Genomic DNA, 11100 nt, shown 5'->3' with positions numbered 1-11100 from the left:
ATGCTGGAAGTCCGCGACCTCACCCTGAAATACGGCCAGAGCCAGATCCTGCACGGCATCTCCCTGAAGGCGGAACCGGGCAAGGTGACCTGTGTCATGGGCACGAACGGCGTGGGCAAGACCTCGCTGCTCAAGGCCATCGCCGGGCGGCACCCGTTCGCGGCGGGGTCCATCACGCTGGATGGCCGCGACCTGGGCCACCCCACGGCCTTCGCCGCCGCCAAGGCGGGCATCGCCTATGTCCCGCAGGGGCGCGAGGTGTTCCCGCTGCTGACGGTCGAGGAAAATCTCGAGGCCGGGTTCGCCTGCCTGCCCAAGGCCGAGCACACCATTCCCGACCGCATCTTCGACCTGTTCCCGATCCTCAAGGACTTCTTGCAGCGCCGGGGCGGCGACCTGTCGGGCGGGCAGCAGCAACAGCTGGCCATCGCCCGCGCGCTGATCACCCGGCCCCGCGTGTTGCTGCTGGATGAGCCGACCGAGGGCATCCAGCCCAACATCATCAAGCAGATCGGCAAGGTGATCGAGCTGCTGCGCGACGAGGGCGAGATCGCCGTCATCCTGGTGGAACAGTATTTCGACTTTGCCGTGGGGCTGGCCGACCGGGTGGCAGTCATGGACCGGGGCGCGGTCAGCTATCGCACCGAACAGGCCCGCGAGGACCGTGACAGGCTGCTTCAGGCGGTGTCGATCTGACAAACCGCTTGGCAAGCTGCCCTGCGCGCCCTAAGAGGCGGACATGACACAGGCCATGCGACTCCGACGACCCTGACTCGCCCTGCGACCCTTCAAGGGGTCGCAATTGCTCCTGTCTGCCTTCCACACAGCTTGACTTGCCCCGGTGCGCTTGCCACCAATCGGGCTCTCATTCCTCGAGGACGTTCCCATGATCCCCTCCGTTCTGCCGACCTATTCCCGCGCACCGCTGCATTTCGTCAAAGGCGAAGGCAGCTGGCTGATCGAGGAGGACGGGCGCCGATTCCTCGACCTCGGCTCCGGCATCGCGGTGAACGCGCTGGGGCATGCCCATCCAGACCTGGTCAAGGCGCTGACCGACCAGGCGCAGATGCTGTGGCATGTCTCGAACCTCTACGAGATCCCGCAGCAGCAGGCGCTGGCCGACAAGCTGGTGGCGGCGACCTTTGCCGACACGGTGTTCTTCACCAACTCGGGGACCGAAAGCTGCGAACTGGCGGTCAAGATGGCGCGGAAATACTGGTATGACAAAGGCCACCCTGAAAAGACCGAGATCATCACCTTTTCCGGGTCGTTCCACGGACGGTCGTCGGCGGGCATCGCCGCGGCCGGGTCCGAGAAGATGACCAAGGGCTTCGCGCCGCTCCTGCCGGGATTCAAGCACCTGGCGTGGGGCGACCACGAGGCGCTTTATGCCGCCTTCGACGAGACCACCGCCGCCGTGCTGGTGGAACCCGTGCAGGGTGAGGGCGGCATCCGTCCGATGCCCGACCAGTGCCTCAAGGGCCTGCGCGCGCTTTGCGACGAGAAGGGCGTGCTGCTGATCCTCGACGAGGTGCAATGCGGCATGGGCCGGACCGGGCGCCTCTTTGCCCATGAATGGGCGGGCATCGCGCCCGATATCATGATGGTCGCCAAGGGCATTGGCGGCGGTTTCCCCCTCGGCGCGGTTCTGGCCACCGAAGAGGCGGCCTCGGGCATGACGCCCGGCACCCATGGCTCGACCTATGGCGGCAACCCGCTGGCCTGCGCCGTGGGCTGCGCGGTGATGGATCACGTGGCCGATCCCGACTTCCTCGCCGGCGTGAACCGCCGTGCGGGCCATTTGCGGCAGAAACTCGAAGGTCTGGTCGCCGACCATCCGGATATCTTCGAGTCCGTGCGCGGCTCCGGTATGATGCTGGGCCTGAAATGCAAGGTCGCGCCGGCGGATTTCGTCAAGGCGGGCTATGCCGCGCAGGTCATCACCGTGCCCGCCGCCGACAACGTGGTGCGCCTGCTGCCGCCGCTGACCCTGTCGGAGGACGAGATCGCCGAGGCGCTGGTGCGCCTCGACAAGGCCGCCACTGCGCTCGAGGCACACCCGGCCTGATCTTCATCTTGCCAAACAAAACTCCGGGGCCCGGGGCAGAGCCCCGGTCCGACCCCGCCACGAAAGACCCGACCGATGAACCACTTCCTCGACATCCACAAGACCGACAAGGACCAGCTTCGGTTGATCATCGACAGCGCGAAGGCGATGAAGACTGCCCGCGACGGCCAGCCCAAGGCTGCGACGGATCACGATCTGCCGCTGAAGGATCGCATGGTCGCGCTGATCTTCGAGAAGCCGTCGACCCGGACGCGCACCTCCTTCGACGTGGGCGTGCGCCAGATGGGCGGGCAGACCATGGTGCTTTCGGGCAGTGACATGCAGCTGGGCCATGGCGAGACTATCGCCGACACCGCGCGCGTCATGAGCCGCTATGTCGACATGATCATGATCCGCACCTTCGACGAGTCGGTGCTGGAGGAGATGGCCGAATACGCCACCGTCCCTGTGATCAATGGCCTGACGGACCGCACCCATCCCTGCCAGATCATGGCCGACGTGCTGACCTACGAAGAGCATCGCGGCCCGATCGCGGGCAAGAAGGTGGTCTGGTGCGGTGACGGCAACAATGTCTGCGCCTCCTTCCTGCACGCGGCGGGGCAGTTCGGGTTCGACCTGACCTTTACCGGGCCGGTGCAGCTGGATCCCGAGATGGAATTCGTGGGTTTTGCCCGCAACCAGGGGGTCGCCGTCACGATCGAGCGTGACCCGACAAAGGCAGTCGAGGGCGCCGACCTGGTCGTGACCGACACCTGGATCAGCATGCATGACGCGCAATCGGCGCGCGAGCGGCGGCACAACATGCTGCGGCCCTACCAGGTGAACGCGCGGCTGATGGAACGCGCCAAGCCCGATGCGCTGTTCATGCATTGCCTGCCCGCGCATCGCGAGGAGGAGGTCACGTCCGAGGTGATGGACGGTCCGAACTCTGTCATCTGGGACGAGGCCGAGAACCGGCTCCATGCCCAGAAGGCCATCATGCGCTGGTGCCTGGGCGCCTGATGGCGCGCTTCCGGACGCCCCGGCTGCGGGCCCTTTGGCCCCGCAGCGGCCCGCCCTCCAGCCGCGCCGGTCACGTGCCGCGCGGCTTGGCGCGCAGGGTCGGGTCTGCCTCGCGCGGGTCCTCGGGCCAGGGATGGCGCGGGTAACGCGCCCGCATCTCCTTGCGCACCTCGGCATAGGACCCGTCCCAGAAGCCCGGCAGATCCATCGTGGTCTGGACCGGGCGTTGGGCGGGCGAGAGCAGCGTGACCTTGAGCGGCGTGCTGCCCACCATCGGGTGGCTGCGCTGGCCGAACATCTCTTGCAGGCGGAGCGCGATTTCCGGGTGTTCGCCGGAGTAGTCGATGGGGATCTGGCGGCCGAGCGGGGTGGTGAACTGGCTCGGTGCGACCTCGTCCAGCGCTTGCATCTGTCCCCAGTCGAGCTGTGCGCGCAGGGCGGGCAGAAGGTCGAACCGCTTCCAGTCGTCGGCGCTGCGGACGCCGCCGAGGAAGGGCAGCAACCAATCCTCGGCGGTCTCTATCAGTGCGCTGTCGGACATGTCTGGCAGGTTGAGCCCGGCCTGTCGGCCGATTTGCACTCGCGCGATGAAGCGGCGGGCGGCGTCGGAGGGCATCAGTCCAAGCTCGCGCACGCCGTCCAGCATGGCGCGGGCGATGGTCTCGGGCGGGGCGTCGGACCAGACCCGGTCGTCGAGCGCGATGGCACCCAAGCGCTCCTGTCGGCGCGCCGTCACACGGCGGTCGCGGCGCGACCATTCACAGATTTCAACCCAGCCCAGCTGGTCGGAAAACAGCGCGCGCAGGGCGCTTTCGGCGATGGGGATGGCCTGGCGGATGCGGGCCTCGCGCGGGTCGCCGTCGGTGTCGGTGACGACGATTAGCCGTTGGCCTGCTAGCGTGTCGGCGGCGTCCATCACCGCGCCCTTGCCGCCCGAAAGCTGGAACCGGGGGGCGTCGCCCTTGCGCCTGAGGCCGATCCGGTCGGGATAGGCCAGCGCGGCCTGTTCGGCGGCGCTGTGGTCCGCGTTCTGTGTTTTGACAATTCTGCCAAGGCGTTGTGCCTCGGAGCGGATGCGATCAACGGCGCTGCGATTGAGCGCGGCGGCGTGCGTCTGGGCAAAGCGTTTCGGGTCGCGGATCGCCTCAAGACGAAGGGACAGATCTGTGGAAGATCCTGTGAGCGGATCGCGTTCGGACAAGAGTGAGGCCAGGTTTGCTGCCTCTGGCCCCGAAATCGCCAGCATATGTGCAAGCCTTGGATGCAGCGGAAGGCGCGCCAGAAGGCGTCCGTGATCGGTGATCCGGTCGCTTTTGTCCAAGGCGCCCAGCAAGCGCAGAAGCGCGCGGGATTCTGTGAAAACGCCCGGGTTGGGTGGCGTAAGAAACGGCAGAGCCTGTGGATCGGCGCCCCAAAGCGCCAGTTCCAACGCCAGGGGCGCCAGGTCTGCCGTCTCGATTTCCGCTGGTGGATAAGGGCTTAGGGCGCCTTCCTCACCTTTTGTCCAAAGTCTGTAAGCGGTGCCGGGGGCGACGCGGCCCGCCCGGCCCGACCGCTGGGTCGCCTCGGCGCGGGTGACTTTCTCGGTCACGAGGCGGCTCATGCCCGAGCCGGGATCGAAGCGGGCACGCCGGGCTCGGCCGGCATCGACGACCACGCGGATATCCTCGATGGTCAGCGAGGTCTCGGCGATGGAGGTGGACAACACGACCTTGCGCGCGCCGCCCGTCTCCGGGCGGATCGCGGCGCGCTGGGCCTCGAATGGCATGGCACCAAACAGCGGGCGGATCACGCAATCGGCCGGCAGGCGGCCCGACAGCGCGGCCTGCACACGGCGGATCTCTCCTTCGCCGGGCAGGAAGGCGAGGATGCCGCCCTTGGTTTCGGTCGCGGCCTGCACGATCAGGTCCGCCATGGCGGCCTCCCAGCGGGCCCCGCGCGGCAGGGGGGCGGGCAACCAGCGGGTCTCGACCGGAAAGCTGCGGCCCTCGGAGGTGACGATGGGCGCCTGCATCAGGTCGGCCACCGGATTGGCGTCGAGCGTGGCGGACATGGCCAGCAGCATCAGGTCGTCGCGTAGCGCGCCCGCGATCTCGAGGCAGAGCGCAAGACCGAGGTCGGCGTTGAGCGAGCGTTCGTGGAACTCGTCGAAGATCACCGCACCGATGCCGGGCAGGTCCGGGTCGGACTGGATCATCCGGGTCAGGATGCCCTCGGTCACGACCTCGATCCGCGTGGCCTTCGAGACGCGGCTTTCGCCCCGGATGCGGTAGCCAACGGTCTGGCCGGGCTCTTCTCCCAGGGTCTCGGCCATGCGGGCGGCGGCGGCGCGGGCGGCGAGGCGGCGCGGTTCCAGCATCAGGATGCGGCCCGGCGTCAGGCGAGCCTCCAGCATCGCCAGCGGCACTCGGGTGGTCTTGCCCGCGCCGGGGGGCGCCTGGAGCACGGCGCGGCCGGCGCGCCGCAACGCGGCGATCAGGTCGGGCAGGGCATCGTCGATGGGCAGGCGAGTCATGGCGCGCCTTATGCGGCAGGGCGCGGCGTTTGGGAAGCGGGGGCGTCCTGCCCCTCTCTCGGCAGAGGGCGCGCAACACTTGGCGCAAGGGTTTGCCTTGTCGGGAGCGGGTGAGGATCGTCGCTGCATGAGTTGTACCGCTAGGGTAATCCCCCGGTCTCCGGCGCGGAAAACACTGTCTGCCGTTCCCGAAGAAGCCACCATCACTTTCCGGTCTGGTCCGGCATGCATAGGGCCTTGCGCGGATAGATTGCCGTTTCTGCTTTGCCGTGTATGTGCCCTGCTGCTACGCTGGGGCATTCTCTTTTCGGGAGGCATTGCGATGATGAAGCATTTTCTTCTGACTGCTGCGTTTGTTCTGTCCGGCCTGGGGGCGGCCCATGCGTCGACGGTGAGGTTGGATGGAGTGGGTGATCTGGGACCCGAGATACCGTTGAACGACGGCAGTGGGCTTTGGCTCGACGTCGAGGACGGGTTTTCTTTCCTGACCTGCGATTACTATTGCGGAGACTGGGGCGATGACGTGATCACGGTTGCCGCGACGAACAGCACGCGCCAGTCCGAGATAAAGTCGGTTTCCGGCCTTCGATTCGACCTGATTTCAGCGGATCTTTCTGCCTATAGCAGGTATTATCGCTCTGGTCCGACTGCTTCGCCTGATCCCGATAACTGGGTGGAGTACTGGAATTGGGCATACCACGAGAGCCTGACTTATCTTAACCTCGCCGTGTTTGGGTATCGAGAAGGCGCCGTTGTGGCGTCTCACGAGATGTCCCTTGAGAGTGCGGCACAGCTTCGGTTTCAGCCGACGTTTCGTAACCTCGACTCAGTCGCCTTCGTCTCTCGCATTCCTGATGCACCAGTACTTTTCTGGGGGCCAACCGACCCCAATCAGCAATATTGCGACCGTTACAGCAGTAACTATGCCTGCTCCATGGTGCGGATCGATGAGGTAACCTTGCGGGTGCGCGACGGTGATCTGACGCCGATTCCGCTGCCTGCCGGGCTGCCGCTTGCCCTGACCAGCCTCGGGCTCTTGATGGCTGTAGGCAAACGGCGCCGGAAAGACGCGGCCTAGACGGTCCGCAGGGAAAGACCGCCATTTTCGGATGCGGCAGCGTGCCGGGCTGGACTTTTGCGCCTGTCCGGGGAATGAACCGCGCATGGATATCGACGATCTTGCATCCCGCATCCGGGCGGGCGAACGCCGTGCGCTGGCCCGCGCGATCACGCTGGTGGAAAGCGGGCGGGCGGACCATCGCGCGCAGGCGACTGCACTCTTGGAAGCGTTGAAGGGCCATGGCCGCGAGGCGCTGCGCGTCGGCCTGTCAGGGACGCCGGGCGTAGGCAAGTCGACCTTCATCGAGGCTTTCGGCCTGATGCTGACCGGGCAGGGGCTGCGGGTGGCGGTGCTGGCGGTCGATCCCAGTTCGGCGCGCTCGGGCGGGTCGATCCTGGGGGACAAGACGCGGATGGAGCGACTGTCGCGCGATCCGCAAGCCTTCATCCGGCCCTCGCCTTCGCAATCTCAGTTGGGCGGTGTCGCGCGGCGCACCCGCGAGGCAGCGGAACTGTGCGAGGCGGCGGGTTTCGACGTGGTGCTGATCGAGACGGTGGGCGTGGGCCAGTCCGAGACCATGGTGGCCGAGATGTCGGACCTGTTCCTTTTGCTGCTGGCGCCGGCCGGGGGCGACGAGTTGCAAGGGGTCAAGCGCGGCATCATGGAGATGGCCGACATCCTGCTGGTCAACAAGGCCGATGGCGATCTCAAGACGACCGCGATCCGCACCTGCGCCGATTACGCGGGGGCGTTGCGGCTGCTGCGCAAGCGGCCACAGGACCCGGAGGGCTTTCCCAAGGCGCTGACCGTCTCGGCGATCGAACAGGAGGGGTTGGCGCGCGCCTGGGAGGAGATGCAGTCGCTGGCCGACTGGCGGCGCGCGCAGGGGCATTTCGCCGGGCGCCGGGCCGAACAGGCGCGGCACTGGTTCGAGGCCGAGGTGCGCGAGGGCCTGCTGGCGCGGCTGCGGCGCGAGCCGGTGCGGGGCGCGATGGCCGCTCTGGGGGCGCAGGTCGAGGCCGGGGCGATCACGCCGTCGGCCGCCGCGGACGAGCTTTTGTCGGAGTATCTGCAACTGGATCGCGGCGCGCGCGAAGAGGCTTGACGGCGCAAAGGGCCGAGTCTATCAGGCGCAGACCAGATTCAGGGCGCCCTGCGGCGCCCTTTGACATTGGCGGGATGAGTGGCAGTCGCTGACCCGTCGGACGGATGAGGATGAACCCATGTCGCGTGTTTGCGAACTGACCGGAAAAGGCCCCATGGTTGGCAACAATGTCAGCCACGCCAACAACAAGACCAAGCGGCGTTTTCTGCCGAACCTGAACGATGTGACGCTTCAGTCGGAAACGCTGGGCCGTGGCGTCAAGCTGCGGATCTCGGCGCACGCACTGCGCTCGGTCGATCACCGCGGCGGGCTCGACAAGTTCCTGGCCAAGGCCAAGGACAACGAGCTGTCCGACCGCGCGCTGAAGGTCAAGAAAGAAATCATGCAGGCGCAGGCCCAGGCCTGAGACCGCACGGGTTTTCGGAACGATGCAGCCCCGTGGCCTTTCCGGCACGGGGCTGTTTCCTTTTGTCGCTTTGTATCCGGCGCGGCGGTTCCTAGATTGACGCCATGACACGGCTGTTCCGCGGATATCTTGCGCTCTTCCTGGCGCTGGCCCTGACCCTGACCGGTCATCAGGCGGCCTTTGCGCGCGGGTCTTTGCCCGCCGTGGGCGAGGCGGTGATCTGCATCGGCCAGACCGTTGTGACGGTGCGGGTCGACGCCAATGGTCAGCCTGTCACGGCGACCCATCTTTGCCCCGATATCGCCGCCACGCTGTTCGTGGCCGAGGCGGGCGGTTTTGCCGCCACGGCGCCGGTTGCCGCCTGGGTGCCGCTGGACCCTCCGCTGATCCCGGTCCTCTCGGCCGCGCTGGCGGATGTGGCGCCGCAGGCGCGGGGGCCGCCCCGGGTCGTCTGAACTCTTTCCTTTTCAGACAACCCGATATCGAGGACTAACGACATGAAGAAGATCCTGCTTGCAGGCGCCGCGGCGCTTGCCCTTGCTGTGCCCGCGATGGCCGATGTGACCATCGAGGACGCCTATGCCCGCAGTGCCATGCCCGGCGCGCCCAGTGGCGCCGCCTTCATGGTGATCGCCAATACCGGCGCCGAGGACGATCGCCTTGTCGAGGCGCGCTCGGACATCGCCGCGCGGGTCGAACTGCACACCCACATGGACATGGGCGGTGGTGTGATGAAGATGACCGAGGTCGAGGAAGGCTTTGTCATTCCGGCCGGTGGCAGCCATGCGCTGGCGCGCGGCGGCGACCACGTGATGTTCATGGGGCTCAAGCAACCGCTGGTCCAGGGCGAGGCCGTGACGGTCACGCTGGTCTTCGAGAAGGCCGGTGAGATGGTCGTCGAGATCCCGGTCGACCTGGAACGCCAAGACGGTCATGGCGGCATAATGCAGAAGGGCCATGGCATGTTGAAAAGCGGCAGCTGAGGCTGGCGCAGGGGCGGGGGTTACCCCGCCCATTCCTTGAGCAGCGCATCGACCCAGGCAGGCACGATGGTCGTGGCCGGACCGATGCGGCGCTCGTGAAACGCTCGAGACACCTCGGACGGTTCCAGGTTCAGTTCCACCGTTTGTGCCCCGGCAAGCCGCGCCTCCTGCACGAACGCGGCGGCTGGCCAGACCTGGCCCGAGGTGCCGATCGCGGCGAAAAGGGCGCAATCCTCGAGGTGCTGCGCGATCTCGTCCATGAAATAGGGCATCTCTCCGAACCAGACCACGTCGGGGCGGGTCGCCTTCGCGGTGCAGGCGGGGCAGGGATCGTGGGGCGCCATCGTCTGAGGTGCGGTCCAGCGGTGGCCGCAGGCATGGCAAAGCGCGCGCGCCAGTTCGCCGTGCATGTGGATCACGGTCGATCCCGCCTTTTCGTGCAGACCGTCCACGTTCTGCGTCACGATCACGACCGCGCCAGGCCAGCCCTGCTGCAACCGGGCCAGTGCCCGATGCGCGGCGTTGGGCTCTGCGCCTGCGGCCTGCGTGCGGCGGGCGTTGTAGAAATCGTGCACCAGCGCCGGATTGCGGGCGAATCCCTCGGGCGTTGCGACATCCTCGAGCGGGTGGCGCGTCCAGAGCCCGTCCTTGTCGCGGAAGGTGCCCAGCCCGCTTTCGGCGGACAGGCCCGCGCCGGTCAGGATCACGATCTTGTCCACCATGGCCTTGTCCCCGGCTTTCCGCCCGGCTAGGTCCGGGTCATGGCACAGAGTATCCTCTTCGTCTGTCTGGGCAATATCTGCCGCTCGCCCTCGGCCGAGGGGGTGACGCGTGCGCTGGCGGCGCGGCGGGGGCTGGACCTGCGCCTGGACAGCGCGGGCACCGGCGACTGGCACGTGGGCAAGCCGCCTTACGGGCCGATGCAGGCGGCGGCGCTGGTGCGGGGCTATGACCTGTCAGGCCTGCGCGCGCGGCAGGTAAGCCGGGCCGATTTCGACCGCTTCGACCTGATCCTTGCGATGGACGCGCAGAACATGGCCGACTTGCGGCGCCTGGCACCCGGCAGGGACGCGCAACTGCGGCTGTTCACCGATTTCGCGCCCGAGACCGGCATGACCGAGGTGCCCGACCCCTATTTCACCCGGGATTTCACGGGGGCGCTGGACCTGATCGAGCTTTGCGCGGCGGGCCTGCTGGATCAGGCCGGGCCGTAGAGCTGCCGCGCCACGTACCATGCGACCGGCAGCGAGACGATGAAACCCGCGGCAGCGGCGACCAGGATCGGCGTCAGCGTGCCGTATCCGGCAACCAGAACCGCGATGATTGCGGTGCCCGCCAGTGTGGTGGAAATCAGCGAATAGAGTATCCCGGCAAGACGAAGCATCGAATCCTCCTGCAAGTCTGCATTGCGATTGGAAGATATATGCCAGATTCAATATACGAATGCCTTGATCTGCATCAGTCGCGTGGGGCAGGGCGCCTCATTCGGTCGATCAGATTGGTTTTCCAGACGAACTGGTGCACCGCGACCGCCGCCACGTGCAGCACAATAAGCGCCAGCAGGGCGGTCGTCAGCACCTCGTGCGCGTCAGCAGCGCTGCGGTTCAGCCGGAACCAGGCCACCGCGCCGCTGACCGGGATGATCGCCAGCAGCACATAGAAGGCCCAGTGCGCCAGGTCGGACAGCTTGCGCAGCTTTTCCGGCTCTGCCTCTGGCGGCGGCGGTGCGCCATGGGTCAGGCGCAGCGCCAGCCGCCACAGGGTGAAGGCGAAGACCAGGAAGCCCAGGAAGACATGCAGGGCGACTAGCGGGGTAAACCCGGTCTCGCCGCCGCGCACCGCGTCGCGAAACGCGGTCGAGATGCCCTCGTTCAGCAAAAATTGCAGCGCCACCAGCGCCATCACCGTCCAGTGCAGGACGATCTGCGATTTCGTGTATCCCATGGGCGCCTCTCTTTTTC

General features: G+C 66.8%; 13 protein-coding genes. 9 read left to right on the top strand and 4 right to left on the bottom strand.

Annotation, left to right across the window (positions count from 1 at the left end):
• The 3 genes from urtE (at position 1) to argF (ending at position 3070) form a co-directional block, all read left to right on the top strand.
• On the top strand, positions 1–696 hold the full coding sequence (gene urtE / locus KB874_RS10760) for an urea ABC transporter ATP-binding subunit UrtE (protein ID WP_212536583.1): 696 nt from the start codon (positions 1–3) through the stop codon (positions 694–696).
• A 190-nt stretch (positions 697–886) separates the two neighbouring features.
• The gene (locus tag KB874_RS10755; RefSeq protein ID WP_212536582.1) at positions 887–2068 is read left to right on the top strand and encodes an aspartate aminotransferase family protein; all 1182 of its coding nucleotides are present in this window, start codon (positions 887–889) and stop codon (positions 2066–2068) included.
• A 75-nt stretch (positions 2069–2143) separates the two neighbouring features.
• On the top strand, positions 2144–3070 hold the full coding sequence (argF, locus tag KB874_RS10750; RefSeq protein ID WP_212536581.1) for an ornithine carbamoyltransferase: 927 nt from the start codon (positions 2144–2146) through the stop codon (positions 3068–3070).
• 70 nt (positions 3071–3140) lie between these two features.
• Here argF and hrpB read toward each other — a convergent pair whose 3' ends face one another.
• Positions 3141–5585 carry an ATP-dependent helicase HrpB gene (hrpB, locus tag KB874_RS10745; protein WP_212536580.1) on the bottom strand — a complete coding sequence of 815 codons (2445 nt, stop codon included), beginning with the start codon at positions 5583–5585 and terminating at the stop codon, positions 3141–3143.
• Positions 5586–5907: 322 nt separating this feature from the next.
• On the opposite strand from hrpB, the gene KB874_RS10740 reads away from it, so the two are divergent.
• From KB874_RS10740 to KB874_RS10720, 5 genes are all read left to right on the top strand, one after another.
• Positions 5908–6663 carry a VPLPA-CTERM sorting domain-containing protein gene (locus KB874_RS10740; protein ID WP_212536579.1) on the top strand — a complete coding sequence of 252 codons (756 nt, stop codon included), beginning with the start codon at positions 5908–5910 and terminating at the stop codon, positions 6661–6663.
• 85 nt (positions 6664–6748) lie between these two features.
• Complete coding sequence (meaB, locus tag KB874_RS10735; protein WP_212536578.1) at positions 6749–7750, top strand: methylmalonyl Co-A mutase-associated GTPase MeaB; 1002 nt, start codon at positions 6749–6751, stop codon at positions 7748–7750.
• A 118-nt stretch (positions 7751–7868) separates the two neighbouring features.
• Positions 7869–8156 carry a 50S ribosomal protein L28 gene (gene rpmB / locus KB874_RS10730; RefSeq protein ID WP_212536577.1) on the top strand — a complete coding sequence of 96 codons (288 nt, stop codon included), beginning with the start codon at positions 7869–7871 and terminating at the stop codon, positions 8154–8156.
• A gap of 104 nt (positions 8157–8260) precedes the next feature.
• Complete coding sequence (locus KB874_RS10725) at positions 8261–8611, top strand: hypothetical protein (protein WP_212536576.1); 351 nt, start codon at positions 8261–8263, stop codon at positions 8609–8611.
• A 42-nt stretch (positions 8612–8653) separates the two neighbouring features.
• The gene (locus KB874_RS10720; protein WP_212536575.1) at positions 8654–9139 is read left to right on the top strand and encodes a copper chaperone PCu(A)C; all 486 of its coding nucleotides are present in this window, start codon (positions 8654–8656) and stop codon (positions 9137–9139) included.
• Between the two features lie 20 nt (positions 9140–9159).
• Here the strand turns inward: KB874_RS10720 and KB874_RS10715 are convergent, their stop codons facing one another.
• Complete coding sequence (locus tag KB874_RS10715) at positions 9160–9861, bottom strand: NAD-dependent deacylase (protein WP_212536574.1); 702 nt, start codon at positions 9859–9861, stop codon at positions 9160–9162.
• A 39-nt stretch (positions 9862–9900) separates the two neighbouring features.
• On the opposite strand from KB874_RS10715, the gene KB874_RS10710 reads away from it, so the two are divergent.
• Positions 9901–10353: a low molecular weight protein-tyrosine-phosphatase gene (locus tag KB874_RS10710; protein WP_212536573.1), complete on the top strand. Its 453-nt coding sequence runs from the start codon at positions 9901–9903 to the stop codon at positions 10351–10353.
• Here KB874_RS10710 and KB874_RS10705 read toward each other — a convergent pair.
• Positions 10338–10523 carry a CTP synthetase gene (locus tag KB874_RS10705; RefSeq protein ID WP_212536572.1) on the bottom strand — a complete coding sequence of 62 codons (186 nt, stop codon included), beginning with the start codon at positions 10521–10523 and terminating at the stop codon, positions 10338–10340. The two genes, KB874_RS10710 and KB874_RS10705, sit on opposite strands and share 16 nt — an antisense overlap.
• A 74-nt stretch (positions 10524–10597) precedes the next feature.
• The gene (locus KB874_RS10700) at positions 10598–11083 is read right to left on the bottom strand and encodes a cytochrome b (RefSeq protein WP_212536571.1); all 486 of its coding nucleotides are present in this window, start codon (positions 11081–11083) and stop codon (positions 10598–10600) included.
• Positions 11084–11100: the final 17 nt, after the last annotated feature.

The organism is Thetidibacter halocola, assembly GCF_018224955.1.
GTDB classification, from domain to species: domain Bacteria; phylum Pseudomonadota; class Alphaproteobacteria; order Rhodobacterales; family Rhodobacteraceae; genus Thetidibacter; species Thetidibacter halocola.
The sequence above is the reverse complement of the archived record's forward strand: the minus strand, read 5'-3'. Positions and strand labels throughout refer to the sequence as shown.

Excerpts from the sequence above, each read along its gene's own strand:
- KB874_RS10700 (WP_212536571.1), bottom strand. The coding sequence starts at position 11,083 with ATGGGATACACGAAATCGCAGATCGTCCTGCACTGGACGGTGATGGCG.
- KB874_RS10715 (WP_212536574.1), bottom strand. The coding sequence starts at position 9,861 with ATGGTGGACAAGATCGTGATCCTGACCGGCGCGGGCCTGTCCGCCGAA.
- rpmB (WP_212536577.1), top strand. The coding sequence starts at position 7,869 with ATGTCGCGTGTTTGCGAACTGACCGGAAAAGGCCCCATGGTTGGCAAC.
- KB874_RS10720 (WP_212536575.1), top strand. The coding sequence starts at position 8,654 with ATGAAGAAGATCCTGCTTGCAGGCGCCGCGGCGCTTGCCCTTGCTGTG.
- KB874_RS10725 (WP_212536576.1), top strand. The coding sequence starts at position 8,261 with ATGACACGGCTGTTCCGCGGATATCTTGCGCTCTTCCTGGCGCTGGCC.
- KB874_RS10710 (WP_212536573.1), top strand. The coding sequence starts at position 9,901 with ATGGCACAGAGTATCCTCTTCGTCTGTCTGGGCAATATCTGCCGCTCG.
- argF (WP_212536581.1), top strand. The coding sequence starts at position 2,144 with ATGAACCACTTCCTCGACATCCACAAGACCGACAAGGACCAGCTTCGG.
- KB874_RS10755 (WP_212536582.1), top strand. The coding sequence starts at position 887 with ATGATCCCCTCCGTTCTGCCGACCTATTCCCGCGCACCGCTGCATTTC.
- KB874_RS10705 (WP_212536572.1), bottom strand. The coding sequence starts at position 10,523 with ATGCTTCGTCTTGCCGGGATACTCTATTCGCTGATTTCCACCACACTG.
- KB874_RS10740 (WP_212536579.1), top strand. The coding sequence starts at position 5,908 with ATGATGAAGCATTTTCTTCTGACTGCTGCGTTTGTTCTGTCCGGCCTG.
- meaB (WP_212536578.1), top strand. The coding sequence starts at position 6,749 with ATGGATATCGACGATCTTGCATCCCGCATCCGGGCGGGCGAACGCCGT.
- hrpB (WP_212536580.1), bottom strand. The coding sequence starts at position 5,585 with ATGACTCGCCTGCCCATCGACGATGCCCTGCCCGACCTGATCGCCGCG.
- urtE (WP_212536583.1), top strand. The coding sequence starts at position 1 with ATGCTGGAAGTCCGCGACCTCACCCTGAAATACGGCCAGAGCCAGATC.